Annotated in this window: 22 protein-coding genes and 1 other RNA gene; 8 read left to right on the top strand and 15 right to left on the bottom strand. The window is 49.0% G+C overall.

The features are described from left to right. Window positions 1-12 precede the first annotated feature (12 nt). Together yunB and murD are read right to left on the bottom strand one after the other, a co-directional pair. Complete coding sequence (yunB, locus tag RFF05_RS17575; protein WP_409968292.1) at window positions 13-696, bottom strand: sporulation protein YunB; 684 nt, start codon at window positions 694-696, stop codon at window positions 13-15. Window positions 697-772: 76 nt separating this feature from the next. Continuing rightward, entirely contained in the window at window positions 773-2,149 is a 1,377-nt protein-coding gene (murD, locus tag RFF05_RS17570; protein ID WP_409968291.1) for a UDP-N-acetylmuramoyl-L-alanine--D-glutamate ligase, read from the bottom strand. Between the two features lie 134 nt (window positions 2,150-2,283). Here murD and rnpB point away from each other — a divergent pair. The 3 genes from rnpB (at window position 2,284) to RFF05_RS17555 (ending at window position 5,095) form a co-directional block, all read left to right on the top strand. Then, window positions 2,284-2,632, top strand: an RNA gene (rnpB, locus tag RFF05_RS17565) — RNase P RNA component class A. Between the two features lie 436 nt (window positions 2,633-3,068). Next, window positions 3,069-4,157 carry a 3-phosphoserine/phosphohydroxythreonine transaminase gene (gene serC, locus RFF05_RS17560; RefSeq protein ID WP_409968290.1) on the top strand — a complete coding sequence of 363 codons (1,089 nt, stop codon included), beginning with the start codon at window positions 3,069-3,071 and terminating at the stop codon, window positions 4,155-4,157. A gap of 26 nt (window positions 4,158-4,183) precedes the next feature. Continuing rightward, the gene (locus RFF05_RS17555; protein ID WP_409970140.1) at window positions 4,184-5,095 is read left to right on the top strand and encodes a D-2-hydroxyacid dehydrogenase; all 912 of its coding nucleotides are present in this window, start codon (window positions 4,184-4,186) and stop codon (window positions 5,093-5,095) included. A 148-nt stretch (window positions 5,096-5,243) separates the two neighbouring features. Here RFF05_RS17555 and RFF05_RS17550 read toward each other — a convergent pair whose 3' ends face one another. Then, on the bottom strand, window positions 5,244-5,459 hold the full coding sequence (locus RFF05_RS17550) for a DUF378 domain-containing protein (RefSeq protein WP_409968289.1): 216 nt from the start codon (window positions 5,457-5,459) through the stop codon (window positions 5,244-5,246). Between the two features lie 282 nt (window positions 5,460-5,741). On the opposite strand from RFF05_RS17550, the gene RFF05_RS17545 reads away from it, so the two are divergent. The 3 genes from RFF05_RS17545 (at window position 5,742) to RFF05_RS17535 (ending at window position 9,252) form a co-directional block, all read left to right on the top strand. Next, window positions 5,742-6,959, top strand: a complete 1,218-nt coding sequence (locus RFF05_RS17545; RefSeq protein WP_409967781.1) for an IS110 family transposase — start codon at window positions 5,742-5,744, stop codon at window positions 6,957-6,959. 387 nt (window positions 6,960-7,346) lie between these two features. Beyond that, entirely contained in the window at window positions 7,347-7,946 is a 600-nt protein-coding gene (gene thrH, locus RFF05_RS17540) for a bifunctional phosphoserine phosphatase/homoserine phosphotransferase ThrH (protein ID WP_409968288.1), read from the top strand. A 25-nt stretch (window positions 7,947-7,971) separates the two neighbouring features. Next, window positions 7,972-9,252, top strand: coding sequence for a DUF1015 domain-containing protein (locus RFF05_RS17535; RefSeq protein ID WP_409968287.1), 1,281 nt, complete (start codon window positions 7,972-7,974; stop codon window positions 9,250-9,252). 158 nt (window positions 9,253-9,410) lie between these two features. Here the strand turns inward: RFF05_RS17535 and RFF05_RS17530 are convergent, their stop codons facing one another. The 12 genes from RFF05_RS17530 to RFF05_RS17475 form a co-directional block, all read right to left on the bottom strand. Further along, window positions 9,411-10,781: an IS4 family transposase gene (locus RFF05_RS17530; protein ID WP_409966964.1), complete on the bottom strand. Its 1,371-nt coding sequence runs from the start codon at window positions 10,779-10,781 to the stop codon at window positions 9,411-9,413. A 92-nt stretch (window positions 10,782-10,873) separates the two neighbouring features. Further along, window positions 10,874-11,740, bottom strand: a complete 867-nt coding sequence (locus RFF05_RS17525; RefSeq protein ID WP_409968286.1) for a metal ABC transporter permease — start codon at window positions 11,738-11,740, stop codon at window positions 10,874-10,876. Next, a complete protein-coding gene (locus RFF05_RS17520) occupies window positions 11,737-12,630 on the bottom strand; it encodes a metal ABC transporter permease (protein ID WP_409968285.1) in 894 nt (297 codons plus the stop codon). Before RFF05_RS17520 ends, RFF05_RS17525 begins: the two co-directional genes overlap by 4 nt. Before the next feature lie 2 nt (window positions 12,631-12,632). Then, window positions 12,633-13,343 (bottom strand): metal ABC transporter ATP-binding protein, encoded by a 711-nt coding sequence (locus RFF05_RS17515; RefSeq protein ID WP_409968284.1) that lies wholly within the window; start codon window positions 13,341-13,343, stop codon window positions 12,633-12,635. A gap of 4 nt (window positions 13,344-13,347) precedes the next feature. Continuing rightward, on the bottom strand, window positions 13,348-14,274 hold the full coding sequence (locus RFF05_RS17510) for a metal ABC transporter solute-binding protein, Zn/Mn family (RefSeq protein WP_409968283.1): 927 nt from the start codon (window positions 14,272-14,274) through the stop codon (window positions 13,348-13,350). 122 nt (window positions 14,275-14,396) lie between these two features. Further along, window positions 14,397-15,755: a PFL family protein gene (locus RFF05_RS17505; protein WP_409968282.1), complete on the bottom strand. Its 1,359-nt coding sequence runs from the start codon at window positions 15,753-15,755 to the stop codon at window positions 14,397-14,399. A gap of 12 nt (window positions 15,756-15,767) precedes the next feature. Then, a complete protein-coding gene (locus tag RFF05_RS17500; RefSeq protein ID WP_409968281.1) occupies window positions 15,768-16,037 on the bottom strand; it encodes an ACT domain-containing protein in 270 nt (89 codons plus the stop codon). Window positions 16,038-16,279: 242 nt separating this feature from the next. After that, complete coding sequence (locus tag RFF05_RS17495; protein WP_409968280.1) at window positions 16,280-16,753, bottom strand: hypothetical protein; 474 nt, start codon at window positions 16,751-16,753, stop codon at window positions 16,280-16,282. A gap of 113 nt (window positions 16,754-16,866) precedes the next feature. Then, the gene (locus RFF05_RS17490; RefSeq protein ID WP_409968279.1) at window positions 16,867-18,072 is read right to left on the bottom strand and encodes an aspartate kinase; all 1,206 of its coding nucleotides are present in this window, start codon (window positions 18,070-18,072) and stop codon (window positions 16,867-16,869) included. Window positions 18,073-18,085: 13 nt separating this feature from the next. After that, the gene (locus RFF05_RS17485) at window positions 18,086-19,279 is read right to left on the bottom strand and encodes a homoserine dehydrogenase (RefSeq protein ID WP_409968278.1); all 1,194 of its coding nucleotides are present in this window, start codon (window positions 19,277-19,279) and stop codon (window positions 18,086-18,088) included. 70 nt (window positions 19,280-19,349) lie between these two features. Next, window positions 19,350-19,793, bottom strand: a complete 444-nt coding sequence (locus RFF05_RS17480; protein WP_409968277.1) for an ACT domain-containing protein — start codon at window positions 19,791-19,793, stop codon at window positions 19,350-19,352. A 241-nt stretch (window positions 19,794-20,034) separates the two neighbouring features. Beyond that, window positions 20,035-22,824, bottom strand: coding sequence for a transglycosylase domain-containing protein (locus RFF05_RS17475; protein ID WP_409968276.1), 2,790 nt, complete (start codon window positions 22,822-22,824; stop codon window positions 20,035-20,037). Between the two features lie 269 nt (window positions 22,825-23,093). Between RFF05_RS17475 and RFF05_RS17470 the strand changes: the two genes are divergently transcribed. Continuing rightward, complete coding sequence (locus RFF05_RS17470; RefSeq protein ID WP_409968275.1) at window positions 23,094-23,381, top strand: DUF1292 domain-containing protein; 288 nt, start codon at window positions 23,094-23,096, stop codon at window positions 23,379-23,381. A gap of 455 nt (window positions 23,382-23,836) precedes the next feature. Further along, the gene (locus RFF05_RS17465) at window positions 23,837-25,348 is read left to right on the top strand and encodes a peptidylprolyl isomerase (protein WP_409968274.1); all 1,512 of its coding nucleotides are present in this window, start codon (window positions 23,837-23,839) and stop codon (window positions 25,346-25,348) included. Window positions 25,349-25,382: the final 34 nt, after the last annotated feature.

Genomic DNA, 25,382 nt, shown 5'->3' with positions numbered 1-25,382 from the left:
TTCCCTTCCTTTTTATCCGTTTAACATATATTCTTGGGCAAAGTCGCCACTGCCTGAGTCAAATTGGGCATAACTTTCTGGCACCTGCCCCACAATCACCGTTTCTGCGGCGGTAAAGGCATTGGATACCACGGTGGCCGTGGAAAACCCCGGCAGTAAAATACTCACCGCCACATCGATGTTGAGTATGATTTGGTGTCGCGTTTGATTGATGCCAGCCGACTCAAATTCGTTGGTGAAATAGGCACTGGACGAGCCCACCGACTCCATCCGCACCACCACCCGAGGTCCTCGCCCAGCCAACAGGGAAAGCCCTGTCAACGTGCCAATGGGGATGGATAGTTCGCGGACAGAAACCTGCTCCATTTGTGCCAAAATCAAATCTAAAATCTGGGATTGCAGTTGGTTGAACACCACCATATTGGACTGCACGGCGCTGATGCGTCCTTCCGAATCCTTTTCCAGCGACACCAATCGGTCGTAATCCAGCGACCCTTGGCTGATGCTCTGGTTCACCGACTCCACCACAATGCGATTGACCGTATTGGCCACTCTGGTGGTGGCTAAGCTTTCCAGCATCGGCTTGAGCTGACCATTGGTGTACACCGCCAGCCCCACAACCACGCCAATGAGCACCACCCACAACCGCCAAAAACGGATGGGATGGGCTTGCAAACGATACCACAGCCGTCTCATAGCGTCACCTCCTTTTGGCAACTCTATGATGGCACAGCTTGGTTTTATCCCACTTTTCCTTGGAAATCACATCAAATCATTCTAAATTTTGCACCAATGCTCGAAACTTGTCACCTCTGGCGGCAAAATTGGGGAACTGGTCGAAGGAGGCGCAGGCTGGTGACAGCGTCACCACATCCCCTTCCTTGGACACCGACCTTGCTAACGCCACCGCTTGGGCAAGGTCAGTAGCTTCATAAATCACGGGCTTGCCCACTTCATAGTTTGGCGCAGACAAAACCGCTTGCTCAATCTTCTCTGCCGTGTGTCCGCAGAGAATCAAATGCCCCACATGGGTGACGATTTCAGCCCCTAATTCTGTAAAGGGAATTTGCTTGTCATACCCACCTGCTATTAGGTTTACCTTCTGGGTGAAGGCGTGTAACCCTGCCATGGTGCGGCTGGGGCTGGAGGCGATGGAATCGTTATAGTATCGCACTCCATCCAAGGTCCGCACCCACTCAATACGGTGGGCAACCCCACCAAAATTCTTGGCAACGGACTGAATCATCTCTGGAGACACCAGACCCCACACGGCGCAAATGGCCGCCATGTAATTTTCCACGTTGTGCAACCCAGGGATGCGGATGTCGCTGGCTTGGAGCACTGGTGTTACTTCGCCATGCTCTGCCACAAATACGGTGCCATCTTGCAAATACACCCCGTTTTCCACAGCTCTTTGCCGCGAAAACAGGTTCACTTGCGCCTTGGCGGTGTGGCTCAAATCCATCGTGATTTCATTATCCGCGTTGAAAATCGCCACATTGTCAGCAGTTTGATGGGCAATTAAGTTGGCTTTTGCCTCCACGTATTCATCCATGTCGGTGTGATAATCCAAATGGTTTGGCGCCAAGTTGGTCATCACCGCTGTGTGTGGGCTATGGGGCATGGTCATCAGCTGGAAGGACGACAACTCTAGCACGGCAAAATCTGTGGGCTTCATGGCATCGGCTTCACACAACAGCGGATGACCAATGTTGCCACCCACATGAACGGTGTGCCCTGCCGCCTTCAAAAGTTCTGCAATCAAAGTGGTGGTGGTGGTTTTACCATCAGAGCCAGTGACGGCAAGAATGGGGCAAGGACAGACGCTAAAAAACACTTCCATCTCCGAAGTGATGGTGCTGTCCTTGGCATTTTTCAAGGCAGGCACATCAGGACGCATCCCCGGGGTGCGGAAAATCACATCTTGGTGCAAATTGTCTAAATAGGTCTCACCCAGTGACCATATGGCGCCTTTGGCTTCTAACTCTGCCACCACATCACCCAAGGCTTCACGGCTTTTTTTATCGCAGATAGTCAGGGCGATATGCGCCTCTAACAGTCGTTCCACCAAGGGGCGGTTTGACACGCCAAAGCCAATGACAGCCACGGTTTTCCCTTGTAAGGACGCAAAATATTCTTGTAAATTCATCAGGTCATCCCCTTTACTTCATTGCTAATATTATAGTATAGTTTCTCCAAAATATCAACAAGTTAGCAAAACATTTCATTTTACCTTCACTTTACCTTGACACCGCCCTCTAACTACTGTACAATTAGTAGTTGCGAGTAAAATAGGCAGCTGCGTGAACACACCGAAAGGTGGTTTATGAGGAAAGTCCGGGCTCCATAGGGCAAGAATAACGGATAACGTCCGCCGAAGGCGACTTCAGGAAAAGTGCAACAGAGAGATACCGCCCATTGCTTGCAATGGGTAAGGGTGGAAAGGTGAGGTAAGAGCTCACCCGACGGCTGGTGAAACTGCCCGTCGATGTAAACTCTATTCGGAGCAACACCGCATACGGGGCAACAGGTCGGCCCGACCGCTCCATAGGTGGCTAGAGCGTATTGGCGACAATGCGTCGAGATAGATGGCTGTCCACGACAGAACCCGGCTTATCGTTTTACTCGTAACCAAAGGGACGCTATGCAACACAGTTGCATAGCGTCCCTTTGGTTACGAGGCAAGGCTACGCCTTGCCAATTTGAGCCATTTGCTCGCAAATGACTCAAATTGTTGCCGCCCAGACGGCAGATGATTTAAATACGGGCGGAAACCTACGGTTTCCCCCGCACCCACCTTCCCTTTGGGGACGGGGGTGTGCTTCATCTATCTTCCCCCCCTATTTTGCACCCCCTTTCCTTTGCTCCTTAGGTTTCACCAACTCTTTTACGTGGAAATCACCAAAGATGTACACTTTTTCTAATGTGACCTAACAAATTTTTAGGTTTACTAAAAATTTTCATTTTCCCTGTTGATTATCTGACCGCAATAGCGTATACTATGCTTATCCTAAAAAAGAAATTCTAAATTACCACTTTATTTATACGAAACATGGAGGACTAATTTTATGAAATACGGTCGTACGTTTAACTTCTCTGCTGGCCCTGCAATGATGCCCGAAGAAGTGTTGGAAGAAATCGCCGCTGAGGTGATGAACTATCGTGGCAGCGGTATGTCTGTCATGGAAATGAGCCACCGCTCCAAAGTCTATCAAGAAATCATTGACCAAGCGGAAGCTGATTTGCGCTCTTTGATGGGCATTCCCGAAAACTACAAGGTGCTCTTCATCCAAGGTGGCGGCACTGTGCAGTTTGCCATGGTGGCCATGAATCTGCTCAAAGACGGCGTGGCTTGCTATGTGGAAACTGGCGCTTGGTCTAAAAAGGCCATTGCCGAAGCCAAGAAATTTGGCGATGTGAAGGTGGTTGCATCTTCCAAGGATGAAAACTTCTCCTATGTCCCCGATTGCTCTGATTTGGACATTCCTGAAAACTGCGACTATGTCTATATCTGTGAAAACGAAACCATCAACGGCACCACCTTTAACAAGCTACCCAACGCCAAAGGCAAGGTGCTGATCTCTGACCAATCTTCCATGTTCTTGTCCCGTCCTTGCAACGTGTCTGACTACGGTTTGATTTGGGCTGGCGTGCAAAAGAATGTGGGTCCTGCTGGTATGTCCGTTGTCATCATCCGTGAGGATTTGCTGAATGACAATCTGGCACCCACTACCCCTGTGTACCTTGATTATAAAACCCATGCTGACAGTGGCTCCATGTACAACACACCCAACTGCTGGGCCATCTATTGCTGCGGCAAGGTGTTTGCTTACCTGCTGAAAAATGGTGGCTTGTCTGCCATGGAACAACGCAACATCGAAAAAGCCGCCATCCTCTATGATTATCTGGATGCCAGCAAGTTGTTCACCGCCACCGTCCGCAAAGAAGACCGTTCTTTGATGAACGTGCCCTTCGTCACCCCCTCTGCCGAACAAGACGCAGACGTGGTGAAAGCCACCAAAACCGCTGGCTTTGACAACTTGAAAGGTCACAAGAGTGTGGGCGGTCTCCGCGCCTCCATCTACAACGCCATGCCCAAAGAAGGCGTGGAAGCTCTGGTTGCCTTCTTGAAGCAATACGAAGCAGAACACTGCTAATACTATAAAATATTAAGGAGTATCACATCATGCGTATTTTAGTAACTGACGGCATGGAAAAATCTGCAATGGCAAAACTGGTAGAACTGGGTCATGAAGTTGTGGAACAATTCTATCCTTCTGAAGAACTGGGTGAAGCCCTCAAGGGTTTTGACGCAGTGGTTGTTCGCTCTGCCACCAAGGTGCGCAAAGAGCACATCGACGCTTGCCAAGGCGGCGCTTTGAAGCTGGTGATCCGTGGCGGTGTTGGCGTTGACAACATCGACGTGGCCTATGCTGAAGAAAAAGGCATCTCCGTGCGCAACACCCCCCGTGCCTCCTCTGACTCTGTGGCTGAATTGGCTTTGGGTCATATGTTCGCCTGCGCTCGCTTCCTGTCCATCGCTGGTCACACCATGCGTGAAGGCAAGTGGGAAAAGAAGGCTTACGGCAAGGGCATCGAACTGGGTGGCAAGATCTTGGGTGTCATCGGCTACGGCCGCATCGGTCAATCCTTGGGTGCTAAGGCACAAGCCATGGGTATGAAAGTGAAAGCTTATGATATTTTCAAGGTGGAAAGCCTCCAATCTGAGACCATGCAATACGTGGAAATGGACGAATTGCTGTCCACTTGCGACTTCATCTCCGTCCACACTCCTGCCATCGATGGCAAACCCCTGATCTGTGCTGAAAACATCGCCAAGATGAAAGACGGCGTGGTGTTGGTGAACACCTCTCGCGGCAACAATGTGGACGAAGCTGCCCTGCTAGACGCTTTGAACAGTGGCAAAATCCGTGGCGCTGGCTTAGACGTGTTCCAAGTGGAACCAGCCACCAACACCGAACTATTGAATCATCCCAACGTGTCTTGTACTCCTCACATCGGTGCCGCCACCCAAGAAGCCCAAACTCGTATTGGTGCTGAAATCGTGGACATCATCGAAGGCTTCGGAAAATAAGCACCTATTCTTATAAAACAACGCAAACGTAGGGAACGGTCTTGACCGTTCCGCTTCCTAGGTGCACAATCACCTCTCAAAGCGGAATGGTCAAGACCATTCCCTACAATGCTATTTTTAGTCTTTAGTTTCTAAGGCCATCCACCGCTTATGCACTCTGCGCTTCATTTTGTCCGTCATCACGGAACAAAATGGAAATGCACCACAAGCCAGCCAATGCCACTAAACCGTACACAATACGACTCAGGACGGACATTTGTCCACCCAGTAAAAATGCAACGGTGTCAAAGCCAAACAGCGAGATACCGCCCCAGTTCAAGGCGCCAATGATGACCAACGACAATGCCACTTTATCAAAAACCATATGATTTCCCTCCTACAATATAAATTAAGGTTTAAGGCACGGCTGCCAGCCGTGTCTTTTGTCTTTTTGTTGCCTAAGCTGTTAGAATGGGAGAGAACAGGTCTGGCTCTGTTTTCCGAGGGCTTACACGCCCGCAAAGGAGTCCGCCAGCCGCCTCTCTCGTTCGCAGCATTCGATTTGCGCAGGTTGTGCCACCAAGACTGGTGCGTTCGTGTCACTCAGGAGATTGAACAAGCAGCGAAGAAAGCGGAATGCCTAATCAAAATACATGGAGGAAACAATATGAACGCAGTCGGAATCGATATTTCCAAAGAATTCAGCGTGGTAGCCGCCCTGCGGCCTATGGGTGAGGTGGCGCTCCCACCTCGTACTTACCAGCACGACAGCCACAGCATCGACGTACTGGCGCAGGAAATTCTTGCGTTGGGTGCGGACACCCGTGTCATCATGGAGGCCACTGGTCGTTACCACGAACCAGTCGCCCAGACACTGAGCCAGCACGGTATCTACGTCAGCATTCTCAACCCACTACTCATCAAGCAGAGCGGTGGTGGCTCCATCCGCAAGGTTAAAACCGACAAAGCCGATGCCCTAAAAATCGCAAAATACGGGCTTGACAATTGGGTGGATTTGCGAGAACATACACCTATGGAAACCATACGACAACAATTAAAGCTCTGCACACGGCAGTACAATTTGTACATGAAAACCATTGTTTCATTGCAAAACAACCTAATTTCTCTCTCGGATAAGACCTTTCCAGGCGTCAACGAGCTGTTTTCTAGTCCTGAGCGCAAGGATGGTCATGTCAAGTGGATTGATTTTTTGGCTACATTTTGGCACTGTCACTGCATTGCAACCGTCAGCGAAAAGTCCTTCACAGACCGCTATCAAAAATGGTGCAAGCGAAAGGGGTACCATTTTCAACCCAAAAAGGCGGCTGAAATTTACGCAAAAACCCAGAAAATGATTGTCACTCTGCCCAAAAACGACTACGCAAAATTGTTGGTTGTGACGGCGGCCAAGCAACTCATAGCCTCCAAAGAAACCCTCTCTGAGATGAAAATCGAGATGAACCGCATGGCTAAAGAGTTGCCCGAGTACGACACCGTCATGGCGATGTACGGCGTAGGCGAGGCCACTGGCGTACAGCTGATGGCGGAGATTGGGGATGTGCGTCGCTTCGCCCACCGCAGCTCCATTGTGGCGTTTGCAGGGGTGGATCCGTCGGTCAACCAGTCAGGCAAGCAGACCTCTCAAGGCGGAAAGACCACCAAACGTGGCTCGCCCCACCTGCGCAAAACGCTGTTTCAGGTGGTGTCTACCTACGTCAAGAAGAAGCCTGAGGACGAGGCGGTGTACCAGTTCATAGACAAGAAACGTGCCGAGGGCAAGCCCTACTACGTCTACATGACGGCCGCACAGAACAAGTTCCTGCGGATTTATTACGCTCGGGTCAAGGAGTGTATGCTGGCTCTGGAGACCGCCAGCGAGGGCTAAGTGACGCTAATTTCATAGTTTTTCAGGTCAGTGATTACACCTTCTTTCTCTGGCCTGTTTTGTTATGCCTGCTTTGTCATCTCACAATTTTTGTGAGATTTTTTCATTTTAGGGCTTGACTTTTATTTACAGGACTCCTTTTACCCTTTTAACAGGGGATTTGTTAGTCAGTATGTCCGAATTTCTTTGTTTCATACCTTCTATTTTGGAAAAACTTTGGAATGGAAAATCGTTTTTTTCATTGAAAGCCCCTGTCAACTGTGTTATGATGGTACTATCAATGTCCACCCACCATTAGTATGCACTATATTCAAAAAAATCGCATAATTATTAAGGTGCATTGAATTTTACATTCCACAAATGATACAACAACTGGAGGAAAGAAACATGAATCTCGTATGCCTAGATATGGAAGGGGTTTTGGTCCCCGAAATTTGGATTGCCTTTGCTGAAGCCACCAACATCCCTGAACTCAAGCGCACCACCCGTGATGAACCCAACTATGACAAGCTGATGCAATTCCGCATCGACATTTTGAAAGAACACGGCCTTGGTCTCAAAGAAATTCAAGACGTGATTTCTACCATCGATCCCTTGCCCGGCGCAAAAGCCTTTTTGGACGAACTGCGCTCCATTTGCCAAGTGATTATCTTGAGCGATACCTTCGACCAATTCGCCATGCCTTTGATGAAAAAATTGGACTGGCCCACCCTGTTTTGCAACACCTTAACCGTGGCTGAGAGCGGTGAAATCACAGGCATTCAAATGCGTTGCCCCCAATCCAAGCTGACCACAGTGAAGGCCTTCCAAAGCTGTGGGTACGACACCATTGCCGCTGGCGACAGCTACAACGATTTGGGCATGATTCTGGCCAGCAAGGCTGGTTTCCTTTTCAAAAGCCCTCAATCTATTCAAGATGAAAATCCCCAATTACAAGCCTTCACCGAATTTGATGAGTTGTTAGACGCCATCAAGAAGGCTCTCTAAAATTCAATTTAAAGGAGATTCTTCCATGCACAAATCTTTTGAAAACTTAGGGTTCTCCCCTGCTGATATCCTGTTACCAAAGTCTGCAGACATGGTAAAGTGGGCCGTTGTGGCCTGCGACCAATTCACATCCCAACCTGAATACTGGGATGCAGTGGAACAGCTGGTGGGTGATGCCCCCTCTACTTTACGGATGATTCTCCCTGAATCCAAGCTCAACGACCCCAACGTAGCCGACCACATCGAAGCCATCAACAAACATATGGCTGACTATATGTCTCAAGATGTATTCACCACCTTGGAAAATTCCTTGATCTACATTGAGCGCACCCAATCTGACGGTAAAATCCGCCACGGCTTGGTGGGTATGGTAGACTTGGACGAATACGACTACACCCCCGGTTCTGGTGCTCTGATCCGTGCCACCGAAGGTACCGTTCTTGACCGCATTCCCCCCCGTGTGAAAGTCCGTCAAGACGCACCTGTAGAACTGCCACACGTGATGATTCTCATTGACGACCCCAAGGCCACCGTCATCGAACCCCTCACCGCTGACACTGCTTCCATGGCCAAAGTATACGACTTCAGCCTGCAACAAGGCGGCGGTCACATTGTGGGCTATGCCCTCTCTGCGGCTCAAATCGAAAGCGTTGGCGCTTCTCTGGCCGCTCTGGCCACCCCAGAAGCCATGGCCGAAAAGTACGGCATGACCGACGTGAAGCCTTTGCTGTTTGCCGTGGGCGATGGCAACCACTCCTTGGCCACTGCCAAAACCTGCTGGGAAAACTTGAAGAAAACCTTGTCTCCTGAAGAACTGGAAAACCATCCTGCCCGTTTTGCTCTGGCTGAACTGGTGAACAACCACGACGATGCACTGGGCTTTGAGCCCATCCACCGTGTGGTCTTTGATGTGGATGCCGAAGCATTGCTGCAAGCCTTCAAAGCCTACTATCCTGGCACCTATGACGGTAAAGGCGACGGCCATGTCATTGCTTACACCCACGCTGGTGCCACTGGCTATTTGACTGTGCCCAACCCTGCCGTACAATTGGCTGTTGGCACCTTACAAAACTTCTTGGATGCCTATATCAAAGAGCATGGCGGTGAAGTGGACTATATCCACGGCGACGCTGTCACTGATACTTTGGGCGCCAAGGCTGGCAACATTGGCTTCCGTGTCCCCGGTATGGGCAAGGAGCAACTGTTTAAAACTGTGCTGGCTGACGGGGTTTTACCTCGCAAAACTTTCTCCATGGGTCACGCTGAAGACAAGCGTTACTACATTGAAAGCCGCAAAATCCGATAATCACACCCCTTTAAGGTGGTGCATCAAAGCGATGCCAATGTCATTAAGTTAAGCTATTGAAACGCAAGAACAGCTAATAAAAAATCATCGGAATCTAAAAATGCGCAGGACAAGCAAGCAGATTTTTCAATCTGCTTGCTTGTCCTTATAACGTGGCATTACGCCAAGCGATAGAAAAAAGAGGTGTCGGTTCTGGGGTTCGTGTTGCGTCGCTTGCGTGGGTTTGAGGGCAAATTTCGCATGGGTGTTAGGTTTTTTGCGATGCAGGCTTCAACTTCGGCGACGGGTACATTCTTCCCAAAGAATTTACGACAAATTTGAGTGGCAACAGCGAAATTTATTTGATAAACCCGCTTTCTGGTAACTTTTTTTACAGCAATGCACGAGGTTATCAACTGTGTAAAATTGTATATAATCAACTTGGCGAAGATTTCTTGAAGAAGAAGCTTCGTCTTTTTGCTGTGAAAATACAGCAATCCGACGGTGAATTTCAAAGAGCGGAAGGACGTTTCGATACCCCATCGCTTGGCGTACAAATCCTTGAGGGCAGCAGAATCAAATTCACTTTTATCCAAATTTGTGGCAACCGTTTCGTAAGAATTTTCAGAAAGTTTAAAGCAAACGAGGCGAATATGTAACGGATATGGCTCGATTTTTTCATTTTTCTTTGTTTTGCAGGGTAAAAAATCAAATGGTGAACTATGGGCGATAAATTTCAGGTTTTGATTTTTGGCTTGCGCTGTTTGCTTGCGTGAAATGTGTAGCGTCAGTGAAACGTCAAACTCCTCACCAACAGGCAAAGATAATCCGTGACAAATACCGTTGCGTGAAGCAGAATCCTTCACTCTGACAAGGAATTTTTGCCCTCTTTCTTGCACATGAGCGAAATTATTGTACGATTCGTAGCCTCTATCAGCAATGTAAATGGTGGGTACTTTTGATTGATTACGTGCCACCATGGTGGCAAAGGCCTTGTTTTCACCCTTTTCAACCGTTGCATCCACGTAGGTTTTGCGCAAAATATCGTACATGGCGTTGAGGTGCAAAAGGTTAAAAGGCTTGGAGTCATTGGCCTTTTGATGGTAAGAATCCACTTCCTTTGGGTTGGTGGGAACGTGCAAACTAGAGCCATCCACAGCCAAAAGGCGGTAGCCACGGTGGGTGATGGGTTGGTTTGTTTCGGCAACAAATTGGTGGAATAAATCCTCGAAGGCAGTTGATTTGATTTTGTTTCGTTGTTGCACAAAAGCGGATACTGTAGGTGAGGATGAATGTATGCCGAATTGTTCGGATAATTCCCCATATAGTGTTTTTCCTGTGAGAGATAAGGTTGTTTCAATTACTTTTTCAAATGGTAACTTCCTATTTCGGGTGAAGTCTTTTTCTGGATTTTCAGCATATTTTACAGCGTTTTGCGAAAGGGCTTTTATGGATTTTTTTAGTGTTCTTTTTATGTTTTTTGTTGTGAATGTCATGTGTGCATCTCCTTTGTTATCAGCGTTATGCTCAATAACAAGGGTCGCCTTCATTGACTTTGGTCAATGAAGGCGACCGCACATTTTTTTGTAATTGTCAAGCTTTTTTTAAAAGGTTCTGGGTGTTTTTCTTGTAGCACCCAGGCTTATCTTAATGACATTGAAAGCGATGCACCACCTTTTTTTCGCGTCAAAGCCAATACCACAAAAAAACTACCCCCTGTCACCACCGCCATAGACCCAGCGATGGACACATCCCACACACAGGCCAATTGATACCCCAGCAGGGCATTCACCGCCCCAATGGCTGGCGCAAGCATTAGTATTTTTCGTAAACTGTAACTTAATAGTGATGCTGTTGCCGCTGGCCCTACCATAAATGCCACCACCAGCACCGAACCCACTGCCTCAAAGGCGGCAACTGCCGTCAATGACACCAGCGTCATCAAACCATAGTGAATAATCACAGGGCAAAAGCCCAACAAGCCTGCCAACACAGGGTCAAAGGTGGATAACTGTAGCTCCTTATACAATGCCGCCACCACCACCACGCTCACCAGAAATATACCGCCACTGGTGTAAATGGCTCTGGCGCCTATGTCCGCCCCAAACACCACCAATCGGTCAAAGGGTGCAAAGGCCAATTCCCCCAAAAGCACGGCATCTGTATCCAAATGCACATCTCCTGCGTAACAGGTAATGAGCACAATGGCCATGGCGAACAACATGGGAAACACCACCCCCATGGCCGCATCTTCCCCCATCAAATGGGTGTCTGTGAACCATTGGCACAGCCAAACTGTGGTCACACCCATGGCTGTGGCACCCACCATCAACCACGGCGATGACAAATCATGGGTGACAAAAAAAGCCAACACGATGCCCAGTAAAATAGTGTGGGTGATGGCATCCGCCATCATAGCCATGTGCCGTAACACCAAAAAAATGCCTGTGACAGCGCAAGCCATGGCAATGAACACCGCAATCAATTGAATCTCTAGCCCAGCGCTCATGACTTCACCTGCTTTCCATAGGCACGGCGCAGCTCGTGGTATTGTATCAGTCCGCGCACCACCCCTCGCTGTGGGGCAAAGAGCACGCTAAACAGGGCAATCACACTAACGCACAACACAATGGTGGCACCAGTGGGCAAGCTGGGTACATAGGTGCTGATGGCGGTGCCCAGTACACCAGACACACTGCCAAAAACGCCTGAGAGCACCACCATAGACCATAGATGGTGGCACCATTGTCGTGCCGCCACCGCTGGCGCCACCAACAACGCACTCATCAGCACCACACCCACCGCCTGCAATCCAATGACCATGGCCACCACCAGCATCAATGATAGCCACAGGCTCATTCTCTCCATGGGATAGCCCACACTTTGCCCAAAGGTCACGTCAAAGCACAACAGCTTCCACACCTTCCAATAGGCCACCACCGCCACCAACAGCACGCCGCCGCTGATGGCAATCAGCGCCACATCGCGTTGTAATAAAGTGGCGGCTTGCCCCAACAAAAAGCGATTTAACCCAGCTTGGTTGGCGTTAGGCAAGCTTTGAGCATAGGTAAGGAGCACCAATCCCAATCCGAAAAAGGCACTGAGCATCAGAGCCAAGGCGCTGTCAAAGGCAATGGCACTGTGACGCACCACCAAATGAATGAGCCAAGCCACTGCCACCGCTGAAATCATCGCCCCTAGCAACAACACTTCAGTTTGTTGGTAACCCAACAGCAAAAACGCACCCACAACACCAGAGAGCGCCCCGTGAGACACCCCATCGCCCAGCAAACTTTCCTTGCGCAAAACAGCAAAGCAACCCAAAACGCCACAAATGCCACCCAGCAATCCTGCCCCCAGTGCCACCACTTGAACGGTATAATTCCAAAGCAATTCCATAGTCATCCTCTCCCATAGGTACGGCGCAAATTCTCTTGGGTCAACACTGTTCCCACTGTTCCAGCACCTATAATTTGTTGGTTAATCAGCACAATATGGTCAAAATATGATTCTATCGTATCTAAATCATGATGCACCACCACCAGTGTTTTCCCCTTGGCTTTCAGCCCTTTGAGTAAGGCCACAATCACCGCCTCTGTCTCCACGTCTACCCCTTTAAACGGCTCATCAAGGAAATATAACGACGCTTCTTGTGCCAACGCCCGTGCCAAAAACACACGCTGTTGCTGCCCACCCGAAAGCTGGGAAATCTGTCGTTTACCATACGCTCCCATACCCACTTGTTGCAGTGCCAAATGGCTAATATGCTTATCTTTTGCCGTGGGACGGCGGAGCCATCCCAAATGACCATAACGTCCCATCACCACCACATCTTGCACCGTGGCTGGAAAATCCCAGTCCACACTGGCACTTTGGGGCACATACCCCACGCCACCATCCACATCAAAAGTCACCTTACCAGACAAAGGCTTCATCAGCCCCAGCATGGCTTTGAGCAAGGTGGACTTCCCTGCCCCATTGGGGCCAACGATGGCGGTCATTTGCCCCTTGGGCAGGTGCAAATCCACGTTGCAGAGCACAGGTGCTCGATCGTATGCCACCGTTAAATTCTCCACAGAAACGGCCCAAGTTCCCTCCATGATTTCTCCCATACCCTCACCCCTTCAATCCATCTACAATGGTGTCCACATTGGCACGCACCGTGGTCAAATAGGTGTCTGTATCGCTGGCTTCATCTCCAAGAGAATCTGTGTAAAGTTCGCCACCGATGGACACACTAAATCCTTGGGCTTCCACCGCCGCCTGCAAGGCTTGAATGGATTTTATCGGCACAGATGACTCGATGAAAATCGCCCCCACCCCATTGTCCACAATATAGTCCGCCAATGCCGCCACTTCTCCTGTGCTGGCTTCACTGTCCGTACTAATTCCTTGTATACCCAACACTGTAAAGCCATAAGACTTGCCAAAATATCCAAAAGCATCATGGGCAGTAATCAATATTTTTTGGGTTTCTTCCAACTCTGAGACACGGATTTTAATGTATATTTCCAATGTATCAAGCGCTTGTAGATACCCTTGCAAATTCTCTTGATAGCATTCCTCTTCAGCAGGGTCAAGTTCCGATAATCCGTCTGCTATGTACACGGCCACTTGCTTCCACAAGGAAACATCAAACCAAATATGTGGGTCATAGGTACAACCGTCATCACTGAATAATAGCCACTCTTCTTCCACCCCATCTGCGGCGCACAAGGTGGCCGTCCCTGTCAGGGCAAGAGTACCAAACAAATCTGCCATTTTCCCCTCTAGGTGCAACCCATTGTACACCACCAAATCTGCCTGCTCCATGGCGGTCACATCCCCAGCACTGGCTTGGTACAAATGGGGGTCAACCCCACTGCCCATCAAACCGTGCACCGCCACTTCATCCCCACCAATGACGCGCACCAAATCCGCCAACATGGTGGTGGTGGCCACCACCTGCAACCGCTCATCCGCCACTGTCTCCACAGCCCCACAACCAGCCAGCAATCCAATGCTCAACAGCCCTATCATCCATCGCACACACATATGCGTCATACCTCCTACATTCAAAGAAGAAAAGGGTCTGCCCTTTCCCACTCTAGTGTATGTGGATTGGTGCGTTTGGGTGCAAAAAAAGACGTCTGTTTAGCAACAGACGTCTTTTTATAAACCTTATATCAGTTCTTCAAACTATGGAGTGGAGCCGGAATGCGACCACCACGGTTGATGAATGCGGCGGCAGATTCATTGTGGACAGGCATCACAGGTGCAGAGCCCAGCAAGCCACCCATTTCGATGGTGTCGCCAATGGTTTTGCCGGGGGTGGGCAAAATCCGCACAGCGGTGGTTTTGGCATTGACCATCCCGATGGCGGCTTCATCAGCAATGATGGCAGAAATGGTTTCTGCACTGGTGTCACCGGGGACGGCAATCATATCTAGACCCACAGAGCACACACAGGTCATGGCTTCCAGCTTATCCAAGGTCAACACGCCAGCGTTGGCGGCGGCAATCATGCCTTCGTCTTCACTGACAGGGATGAAAGCACCAGACAACCCACCCACAGAGGAGGATGCCATAACACCGCCTTTTTTCACAGCGTCATTGAGCATGGCCAAGGCGGCAGTGGTACCGTGGGTACCGCAGACTTCCAAGCCCATTTCTTCCAAAATGCGCGCCACAGAGTCACCGATGGCAGGGGTAGGTGCCAGAGACAAATCCACAATGCCAAAGGGGGTGTCTAAACGACGTGAGGCTTCTTGTGCCACCAATTGACCCATACGGGTGATGCGGAAGGCGGTTTTCTTGATGGTTTCCGCCACCACGTCCAAGGGTTCGCCCTTGACAGACTTCAACGCATGGTACACTACGCCGGGGCCAGAGACACCCACGTTGATGATTTTTTCCGCTTCGCCAACACCATGGAATGCACCAGCCATAAAGGGGTTATCCTCTACAGCGTTGCAAAACACCACCAACTTGGCACAGCCCAAACCATCACGATCGATGGTGCGAGCGGCAGTTTCTTTGATAATTTTACCCATCCAAGCCACGGCATCCATGTTGATGCCAGCCTTAGTAGAGCCGATGTTCACGCTAGAGCACACCACGTCGGTGCGGTCCAACGCTTCGGGGATGGAGGTAATCAAACGCTTATCCGCAATGGTGAAGCCCTTTTGCACCAAGGCAGAATAGCCACCGATGAAGTTGACACCGCAGGTTTTGGCGGCACGGTCAAGTGCCAAAGCAAAAGGCACATAGTCCTCCGTGTCACTGGCACCAGCCACCAAGGCCATAGGCGTGACAGAAATACGTTTGTTGACGATGGGAATCCCATATTCACGCTGAATGTCTTCCCCTGTTTTCACTAGGTTTTCAGCATATCTGGTGATTTTTTCATAGATTTTATCGCAGGCCTTTTTGGCATCAGGGTCACAGCAAGACAACAAAGAAATCCCCATGGTGATGGTACGGATATCCAAGTGCTGTTGGTCAATCATCTCAATGGTGGAGAGAATATCTTTTTGATTTTGCATCGTTACTCTCCCTTAGATAGTGTGCATCGCATCGAAAATTTCTTCTCGTTGGATGCGAATAGATAAACCCATTTTTTGACCCAAATCACCCAACAGATCCCCTAAATCGCCCACAGGTGCCTTAGATTCTGCCACATCCACTGCCATAATCATGGTGAAGTTGCCGTGTAAAATGGTTTGAGTAATGTCTAGAATATTCACGTTTTGTTCTGCCAGCAAAGAGCACAGGGACGCAATAATCCCCACTTTATCTTCGCCGATAACTGTTACGATAGCCTTCATGTTGTTCTCCTTTGTACGGGCGACCACTGCCGCCTGAAATCTTTCATCATTGTATCATGGGTTTTTAAAAAAGGCAACCATTAAAACGCAATGTCATAAAGATAAGCTTTGCTTATCTCAATGACAGCTAAAAACGAAGAACGAAGAGTGAAAAACTATGGGGACGCTGGGGGTTCTGCAGTTTTTCACTTTTCGCTTTTAGCTCTTAGTTATCATTCAGTTCTTAACTGAATGACACTGCATTAAAACGCTAATGTTGCCATGGCTGCCACATCGGTGGGATCTAAAAACGGCCCCCATAAGGCTGGGAAAAAGGTCAACATCACAAAGCCGACCCCCAACACCAGCACCGCTACCACCCACCAAGGGCTGGATTCTTTCGGTTGCAAGCAATATAAACTCAACGCCAACAGCGCCATCCAAAGTACCAGTATCACTGCGCTCTCAAGGCCGATCCCTTGGCACAGCCATCCCAGCAAGACCAAACCAACCGTGGTCACCACACAAGGCGCCAAAGACTGGGGACTTGGCAAAACAACCGCCACCAAAAGCAAGGGCCAAAATGCGATTTTCCCCAGCTCCCATGGACTAATCGTCTGGGGAATGAACACTGTCAGCGCGCCACCTTCTACCTCTGTGTGGAGCAATAATAGCCCCAGTCCTAGTAAAATTGCCATCACATATCGGCTGGCAAAGGACAAAAAAGATTGCTTCATTACACATCACCTCGCACAAGACTATGTGAAAGGCCATGATTTTAGCACCCATCATTATGTGTCAAACAAGGACGACCATTTGGTCGTCCTTGTAAATTTCAATCAATCAAACATCAATCAAAGAACTTGGAATGAATGGCACGGACTGCATTGGTCACATCTGCTTCGTCCAGCAACACGCTGACACGGATTTCAGAGGTGTTAATCATTTGGATGTTGATGCCAGCTTCATACAAAGCTTCAAACATTTTAGAGGCCACACCGCTGTTGCTGACCAAGCCAGCGCCCACGATGGAAACCTTGCCGATTTTGCCATCAATTTTCAGATGGTCAAATTTCAGGCTTCCCTTGTGCTCTTCCAACACTTGGACAGCTTCGTCCAAGTCTTTATTGTGGAGGGTGAAGGTGATGTCCTTGGTGTCTTCACGGCCGATGGACTGTAAAATCACATCCACGTTGATATTACGCTTGCTCAGCAAGTCGAACACTTTGAACGCAACACCAGGGGTATTGGCCAGACCCACCAGAGCCACGCCAGAAATACTTGTATCTTTCACCACACCAGCGATATTTGATTTTTCCATTTTGGTAACCTCCTTGACCTTGGTGCCAGGCTTACGTTCCAAGCTAGACACAACTTCTAGGTTAATTCTAAATTTCTTTGCCAGCTCTACGCTGCGATTGTGAAGCACTTGTGCCCCTTGAGATGCCAACTCCAGCATTTCATCATAGGTGATTTCTTCCAACTTCTTTGCGTTGGGTTCCATCCGTGGGTCGGTGGTGTACACCCCGTCCACATCGGTGTAAATTTGACACAAATCTGCATGGAAGGCCGCTGCCAACGCCACAGCACTTGTATCAGAACCGCCACGGCCTAAGGTGGTGATATCCCCGTTACGGCTAACACCTTGGAACCCAGTGACGATCACAATGCGGCGCGCATCCAGCTCACGCTTAACACGCTCTGTGGCAATATTGGTGATACGAGCGTCGCTATGGACGCTGGTGGAGTCGATGCCCACTTGCCAGCCATTCAAAGACACACAGGGCAGACCCATGGCATCCAGTGCCATGGCACACAAGGACACAGAAATTTGTTCCCCTGTGGACAGTAGCATATCCATTTCACGCTTAGAGGGCTTTTGATTGATTTCTGCCGCCTTTTCAATCAAATCGTCGGTGGTGTCCCCTTGGGCAGACAGCACCACCAACACATCGTTGCCTTTGAGATAGGTTTCGGCAATGATACGGGCAACATTTTTGATACGCTCGGCATTTTTAACCGAGGTACCACCGAATTTTTGTACAATTAAACTCATGGTTGATCCTTCCTTATTTGCTTGCGCCTAGTACACGCATTTGTGCCAGCACGTTCAATGCCTTGGCGCCTTCCTCTGCTTCATAGCCACTGATTTCTTCAGTCAAGAAGGCGGTTTGTGCGCCTTCTTGTAGCACGCTCACTTGATGGAAGGCTTGGGCGGCATCGCTCAAGCTACCGTCAATGCGGAAATAATATTGGGTTTTGAGCACCTTGGGGTCTTGGAACCCGCCGGTTTCTTCGCTCCAAGTGGGTTGGGTGCCGTAACCAGCCAAGGCTTCCATGGCGTCAGACACGCAGGCAGAAGCGGTGGGCATTTCGCCAGCGCCCTTGCCGTAAAACATCACGTCGCCAGTGGCGTTGCCACGGACAACCACAGCGTTATTCACATCTTCCACGTGGGCCAGAGGATGGCTGTGGGGCACCAGATGGGGGGCAACATATGCTGTGCGGTCGCCATCTTCTAGGCGCACAGTGCGACCCACCAATTTGATGGCATAGCCAGCGTCGTGGGCAATGCGCACATCGTCCAATGTAATCTTGGTGATGCCTTCCATGGGCACCACTTCTGGACGGGTTTGATACCCGTAAGACAGATTGGACAAAATACAGATTTTGCGACCAGCGTCAATGCCTTCCACGTCGGCAGTGGGGTCAGCTTCTGCATACCCCTTTGCCTTAGCGGCAGCCAGTGCATCTTCAAAGCTCACGCCATCAGACACCATGGAAGTCAAAATATAGTTGGTGGTACCGTTTAGAATCCCACACACTTCTTCAATTTGGTTGGCGCCCATGCACTGCACCAGTGGGTGCAAAATGGGGATACCGCCGCCTACGCTGGCTTCAAACAGGTATTGCACGCCGTTTTCCTTGGCCAGAGCCAACAGTTCAGAGCCGTGTTCTGCCACCAGTTGCTTGTTGGCAGTAACCACGTGCTTCCCTGCGGCCAAAGCACGCTTGGTAAAGGCATAGGCTACACCCACACCACCGATGGTTTCCACCACCAGAGAAATCTCAGGGTCGTTTTCCACGATGGCAAAATCTGCAACCACACGGTCAGCAAACTGGCCTTCAAATGTCCGTACATCGACGATGGTTTTCACATAAACAGGAAAGCCCAGTCGTTTTTCAATCTCTTTTGCGTTTACTTCTGTTACCTTGGCAACACCAGTGCCTACCACGCCAAAGCCCATAATTGCAATGTTCATGTTCCTTACACTCGCTTTTTATAAATTTTAGATTATGATTCAAAAATCCCGAAGGATTGTTATCACGCCATTAGCCCCCTGCCAACACTTCAAACTTCACAACGCCTTCGATGCCTTCAGCGTTGTCTAGCAGGGTTTCCAAACTTTCCACCATGTGGGAAGTTTCTGCCGCAATGGTGACCCCAGCACAACCATTGACAGGAATGGACTGGTTGATGGTCAAAATATTGGCACCAGATTGGGCAAAACAGCCCAAAACAGAAGACAGCACACCAGGTGCATCTTTCAACGAACCATAGAATGTAATGATTCGTTGGGTCTTTAAATCGTTAAATGGTTGCACTGCATCTTTATATTTGTAAAATGCGCTACGACTGATGCCCACCATCTGGGTGGCCTCGCCCACGGTGTCACATTCGCCAGTTTGCATCATCCGCTTGGCCTCTGCAACTTTAACAAAAATCTCAGGCAGCGCCTCTGCCGATACGATGTAATATTTTGTTTCTCTACCCATAAGCGTCCACCTTCCACGGTCAAATGTCTTTCATCGTCGTTCATAGTATCATATTTTCCCAGTACTTGCAACCTTTTTAGTCAAAATATCACCCTTCATTTCATGAAATTTCCACCTCAATACACCCCTAAAAACTGTCAATCTACACAAAAAACCAGAACAGCTCTTCACTTCGCCGTGAAAAACAACAGCCACAGCACCAGAAAGTGCCGTGGCTGTTAGTAATATTGTACAGTTTGGCTTAACCCCAGATTTCATTCCAGAGGTTGATGCTGGCATCACCAAAGCCGCCAGTGGGGTCTTCTGTGGAAACAGCTGTGTCGTCGCCCTCTTCTTCGTCATTATCATTGTCAGCAGCATTTTGCGCCAACAAGGCGTCCCGTTCCTCTTGGGTCAACCCACTGAGGTCGCCATCACTGCTATAATCGATGTCGATATCAGGCTGACCATCGCCATCCAAATCCACACCTGTATCACCAGTGTCAGCAACGCTTTGGCAGATGGTGCAATCCCCACGGGCAATCCACGTGGACAGTAAATACTCATTGTCCTGCGCCACCACACCAGACCCATAATCCACACGGGTAATGTCTAGCAAACTAGCTGTGGCAATGGTGTCACTAGAACAGTTGGCACCCAGCACAATGGTGTTTCCAGTTTCCACCCACAAGTCAGGAATAATCACCCCAAATTCATCAGTGGCTTGTACCTTTTCTGGAGCCGTATAGCCCACCAAAGTGTTGCTCACGGTGCAATACTGCACTGCCACATGGCAATCACAGTACTCTGTGGGTGCTGTGCCAGCGGCAACTGTCACCGATTGGACACGGCTCCCACGCAGGTCAAGGGCGCAAGCCTCAGTGGCCAGCAAGCCACTGTCCACACAAATGGTCACCGATTCCAAACCAGAGTCTGGCTTAAAGAAGGAGGTGTTTTCCAAATCTTGATGGATTTCCTCCATAATCAGCTTCCACATGGTGATGGCTGGGTTGCCAGAATAGGTGATTTTTTCATTGGAGTCGTAACCAGTCCAGACCGCCGCCGTATAATAGGGTGTGTAGCCCACAAAGTAACGGTCATAGTTTTCACTGGTGGTACCAGTTTTACCAGCGATGGTCATGCCACTAAACTTAGCGGAGGTACCTGTACCGTAGCTGACCGCATTGGTCAGCATGGTGTTAATGAAGTAGGCGGTGGTTTCCTTCATCGCCACAGAACTTTCTGTGGTGTTATCCAAAATCACATTGCCTTCACTGTCTGTCACCAAGGTGTAGAACCGTGGCTCATTGTAAATACCTTGGTTGGTAAAAGAAGCATACGCCGCCGCCATTTCAATGGTAGACAGCCCATAGGTCAAGCCACCCATGGCAAGGGGTGACACAGCCATATCAGCAGGCACCAGCCCCAATTTCAAGTTTTCTGTGGCAAAGGTATAGGCATTGAGCAACCCATTTTGCTCCACCACTTGCACGGCAATGGTGTTGATAGAGTTGATAATACCGTTGGACAACGTGGTCATGCCCTTGTAAGTGGTGGGCGAGTTTTTAGGCCAATAGCTCCCATTTAACTCACGCACGGGGTAGTCATCAAACACAGACGCTGGGGTCACAGCCCCAGATTCTAAGGCCGCAGAATACACAGTTAACGGTTTGATAGACGAACCCACTTGACGGGTCCCTGCCCCATAGTTCCAAGTCAGGTTCCCTTCTTTTTCACCAATGCCGCCCACGTGAGCCACCACATCCCCTGTATAGGGGTCAATGATGGTGATACCCGATTGCAATTGCTGTCCACTATAGGATGTAACATCCAAATTGGAACGGTCTTCATACACCGATTCGGCAATGCACTGGATTTCCAAATCCATGGTGGTATAAATATTGTAGCCACCATTATATAGTAGTGTGGTGGCCGCATCTGCACTAATGCCCTTGGCTTCTGCCAAGTCATCACGCACATTGCGGAACACTTCATCAATAAAGTAAGAATTGTACTTGCCCTCCGTGGTGGTGGTAGAGAGGACAGTGTCCCCCACAATCACTTCCACAGAAGCTTCTACCGCATCCTCAGATGCGTCTTCCATGGCTTCTGCCACCACTTCTTCTACAGAGCGCACGTCTTCCAAGAACATCAATTCTTGGTTCTTGGCCGCTTCGTACTCCTCATCTGTCAAGTAGCAAAGGCCTGTTTCAGGGTCCCACATATTTTTCAGCACCAATTCTTGACGGCTCTTATTGCGCACAACATTGGTTTCGTTCAACTCATAGCCAATGACCGACCCTGTGTTATCCGCCAAGGTACGGATGGGACTGTACATAGAGGGGTTGTTGGTGATGCTGATGATTGAGGCACACTCTGCCGCCGTCAACTCGCTCACATCCTTACCAAAATAGAACTGAGCCGCCGTTTGCACCCCATAGCAGTTGTTGCCAAAGTACACCGTGTTGAGATACAACTCCAAAATTTCAAATTTGGTGTAGTTTTTCTCAAACTCCAAGGCACGGAAAATTTCTCGCACCTTGCGGTTGACCGTACCGTCATTGTCACCGGTCATATTTTTCAGTAGCTGTTGGGTGATGGTAGAGCCACCAAAGGTGTCAGACATACTGATAAACATATTCACCGTTGCCCCAGCAGTGCGCTTCCAGTCCACGCCGTTGTGGGTGAAAAACCGTTCGTCTTCAATGGCCACCACCGATTGCCACATATAGTCTGGCATTTCCTCAATGTCCACCCAGATGCGGTTTTCTGTGCCATAGAGTTTTTGTAGCTCCACCCATTCATCGGTATCATTGTCTTGATAGTAGATAATGGAGCTCAGGCTCATGGTGTAATCGTCGGCGTTGACTTGCAATGTTGGCGCCAATGTAGTTTGTACATAGGACATAAAGAGCCATGCCAACATCCCCACGGTAATCAAACCAATGAGCAATAGTGAAAACAGAGAAAAGGCAATCTTCCTAAAAATATGGCGTTTGCGCTTTTTAGGGCGACGTGGCCGTTTCTCTGGCTGTGCATGCTGTTGTTCCATAGCAAGCACCTCCTTCTTTTCTAAATAATATATCCCAATCTGATTAGATAAATAGACACACTCTATATCATTATATCATCCTTGTCAACCATAAAAAAGTGTGATTTGCTATCAAAAAAATACAATCTGGTAACAGTTTGCCTATATTATTTTAATATTATCCTGTTTAAAATTCAAAATTTTGAAAAAAAGCAAACATATCCCTCTTGCAATTGTGCCCAATGTATTGTACACTGTGGGCATACTACAACGGAAGGAGACATCCTGATATGAGTGAAGATTTTGGCGCAACCTTTCTAACCATCACCGATGAGGAAGGCACCGAGCACATCATTGAATACATCGCTTCTGTAGAATACAACGGCCAAGAATACCGTGCCTTTTTCCCTGTGGAAACAGAAGACGAAGAACTAGAAGAGGACGACGCTGGTTTGATTATTCTCAAAGTCATTGAAGAAAATGGCGAAGAATTACTCTCCACCTGTGACAGTGAAGAAGAAGCAGAAGCTGTGTTTGAACTGTTCTTAGAAGTTTTAGAGGAAGACGAAGAAGACTAATTTCCCCTTGCTTTTTTTGCAATTTTCCTTTATGCTATTAAAAAGTGCCTTGCAGAGACTATGAGAACCTTTTTTTAACTCTACAAAGTCGTTATAAGGGACCGTCGGATCAATATGCGGATCGCAGGCCTCCCGACTGCCGTTTGCGGTTGGATGTTGGAAGCGATGAACCATGTTGGAGACAACCCACCTGACCATAAGGTGCAGGTTATGACGGGGTTCACATGGTCTCTGCGAGGCACTTTCTTAAGATGCCCTTAAAACGTCCATACGGACGTTTTTTTACGCCTATCCCCCCGATATTTCAGCCAAATTTAAGGCTAATTTGCTACTTTAATTGTAATCTTGCAAGTTTTCCTTGCACTGTCTTGGAAAATCCAGTATAATATGCAAGTGTGCTTTTATCTTTTTGACAAATGCACCGCCCTTGATAGAATGGAAAGGACCTACACGTAATGAGTAAGAAAAACAAAACCGACCAACCCTTGAGCAAAGCAGAAATTGAGGCTAAGAAAAGCAACCTCATGTACTCCATCATCGCCATTGTCTTTGTCTTAGTGGGCATTGCCGCTGTGGTGTGGAATTCTGGCATCATCGAAAAAAATGCCACCGCTCTCACCATCAATGGCGAGGACTATTCTGTTGCTGAAGTGAACTACTATCTGGTCAACAGCTACCAATCCTTTGTCAGCGAATATTCTGACTACATCGCCTACATCGGCCTCGACACTTCCTCTAGCCTGAGAAGCCAAACCAACATGGACGGCACTGGCACTTGGTATGATTACTTCTTGGAACAAGGGATTGATCAAATGACCTCTGTGGTGGCTGTGCTGGCAGAAGCCGAAGCCACTGGCTATGTCTTTGATGACTCCATCGCCACCGATATGGAACTCTACCTGTCTGAAATCTCCATGTATGCTTATTACTACGGTTATAGCGATGTGGATGATTATCTGGTGGGTATGTACGGCGCCAACATGACCTTAGACCTGTACACCGAGTTGATGGAACAAGGCTTAAAGGCCACCGCCTACTCCTACGCCTATGAAGACAACCTGGTCTATGATGAGGCTACTTTGGAAGCCACGTATGCCGCAAACCCTGCCGCTTACGATACCATTGACCACGAATACCTCTACATTTATAATCCCGCTTCTTCTGTCGACGCAGATGGCAACACCATCGAAGTCACCGATGAAATGACCGCCGCCGCCTTGGCAGAAGCCAAAGCAGAAGCCGACAGCCTGTACGAGCAATACATCGCTGGTGCATCCTTGTCTGAACTGGCTGAATCCAGCGACATGGCTACCTATGGTGGTTCCTATGCCACCAATTATTCCGCTGACGATACCGTTTCTGAATGGCTCTTTGATGAAAGCCGCCAAGCTGGCGACTCTGCCGTGTTGGAAAACACCTCCTATGGTATGTACTATCTGGTGGAATTCCAAGACCGCTATCGCCAAGACTATGATCTGGTCAACGTCCGTCACATTCTCACCATGCCTGCCACTGGCTCTTTGACCAGCACAGACGAAGGCTATGAAGAAGAATTGGCTGAATTGAACGCCGCCGCTTTGGAACAAGCTGAATTTGTTTATGATGAATTCTTGGCTGGCGACCAAAGCGAAGACGCCTTCGCCACCTTGGCCAACACCTACAGCGAAGACACTGGCTCCAACACCGTTGGTGGTTTGTATGAAGCTGTTGCCAAGGGTGAAATGGTCACCGCTTTTGAAGATTGGTGCTATGACGAAAGCCGCCAAGTGGGCGACACTGGCATCATCGAAACCGACTACGGTTATCACGTGATGTATTTCTGTGGCTATGACCTGCCCTACTGGCAAGCTGTGGTCTCCGCTTCCTTGCTAGAAGCCGATTACACCGCTTGGTTTGACGCCCTCACCGCTTCTATCACCGTGGAAACCAACGACTTCGGCATGGGCTTTGTAGGCGCTTCTATTTAATACACCTCCCTTTAGGGCGACCCAAACGGGTCGC

The sequence above is a fragment of the Bengtsoniella intestinalis genome (assembly GCF_039719005.1).
GTDB classification, from domain to species: Bacteria; Bacillota; Clostridia; order Oscillospirales; family Oscillospiraceae; genus Oscillibacter; species Oscillibacter intestinalis.
This window is presented reverse-complemented; position numbering and strand designations above follow the sequence as displayed.

Excerpts from the sequence above, each read along its gene's own strand:
- RFF05_RS17490 (WP_409968279.1), bottom strand. The coding sequence starts at position 18,072 with ATGAGTTTAATTGTACAAAAATTCGGTGGTACCTCGGTTAAAAATGCC.
- RFF05_RS17505 (WP_409968282.1), bottom strand. The coding sequence starts at position 15,755 with ATGCAAAATCAAAAAGATATTCTCTCCACCATTGAGATGATTGACCAA.
- thrH (WP_409968288.1), top strand. The coding sequence starts at position 7,347 with ATGAATCTCGTATGCCTAGATATGGAAGGGGTTTTGGTCCCCGAAATT.
- RFF05_RS17500 (WP_409968281.1), bottom strand. The coding sequence starts at position 16,037 with ATGAAGGCTATCGTAACAGTTATCGGCGAAGATAAAGTGGGGATTATT.
- RFF05_RS17475 (WP_409968276.1), bottom strand. The coding sequence starts at position 22,824 with ATGGAACAACAGCATGCACAGCCAGAGAAACGGCCACGTCGCCCTAAA.
- RFF05_RS17515 (WP_409968284.1), bottom strand. The coding sequence starts at position 13,343 with ATGGGAGAAATCATGGAGGGAACTTGGGCCGTTTCTGTGGAGAATTTA.
- RFF05_RS17465 (WP_409968274.1), top strand. The coding sequence starts at position 23,837 with ATGAGTAAGAAAAACAAAACCGACCAACCCTTGAGCAAAGCAGAAATT.
- RFF05_RS17470 (WP_409968275.1), top strand. The coding sequence starts at position 23,094 with ATGAGTGAAGATTTTGGCGCAACCTTTCTAACCATCACCGATGAGGAA.
- RFF05_RS17545 (WP_409967781.1), top strand. The coding sequence starts at position 5,742 with ATGAACGCAGTCGGAATCGATATTTCCAAAGAATTCAGCGTGGTAGCC.
- RFF05_RS17550 (WP_409968289.1), bottom strand. The coding sequence starts at position 5,459 with ATGGTTTTTGATAAAGTGGCATTGTCGTTGGTCATCATTGGCGCCTTG.
- serC (WP_409968290.1), top strand. The coding sequence starts at position 3,069 with ATGAAATACGGTCGTACGTTTAACTTCTCTGCTGGCCCTGCAATGATG.
- RFF05_RS17495 (WP_409968280.1), bottom strand. The coding sequence starts at position 16,753 with ATGAAGCAATCTTTTTTGTCCTTTGCCAGCCGATATGTGATGGCAATT.
- RFF05_RS17520 (WP_409968285.1), bottom strand. The coding sequence starts at position 12,630 with ATGGAATTGCTTTGGAATTATACCGTTCAAGTGGTGGCACTGGGGGCA.
- yunB (WP_409968292.1), bottom strand. The coding sequence starts at position 696 with ATGAGACGGCTGTGGTATCGTTTGCAAGCCCATCCCATCCGTTTTTGG.
- RFF05_RS17510 (WP_409968283.1), bottom strand. The coding sequence starts at position 14,274 with ATGACGCATATGTGTGTGCGATGGATGATAGGGCTGTTGAGCATTGGA.
- RFF05_RS17480 (WP_409968277.1), bottom strand. The coding sequence starts at position 19,793 with ATGGGTAGAGAAACAAAATATTACATCGTATCGGCAGAGGCGCTGCCT.
- RFF05_RS17485 (WP_409968278.1), bottom strand. The coding sequence starts at position 19,279 with ATGAACATTGCAATTATGGGCTTTGGCGTGGTAGGCACTGGTGTTGCC.
- murD (WP_409968291.1), bottom strand. The coding sequence starts at position 2,149 with ATGAATTTACAAGAATATTTTGCGTCCTTACAAGGGAAAACCGTGGCT.
- RFF05_RS17535 (WP_409968287.1), top strand. The coding sequence starts at position 7,972 with ATGCACAAATCTTTTGAAAACTTAGGGTTCTCCCCTGCTGATATCCTG.
- RFF05_RS17530 (WP_409966964.1), bottom strand. The coding sequence starts at position 10,781 with ATGAAGGCGACCCTTGTTATTGAGCATAACGCTGATAACAAAGGAGAT.
- RFF05_RS17525 (WP_409968286.1), bottom strand. The coding sequence starts at position 11,740 with ATGAGCGCTGGGCTAGAGATTCAATTGATTGCGGTGTTCATTGCCATG.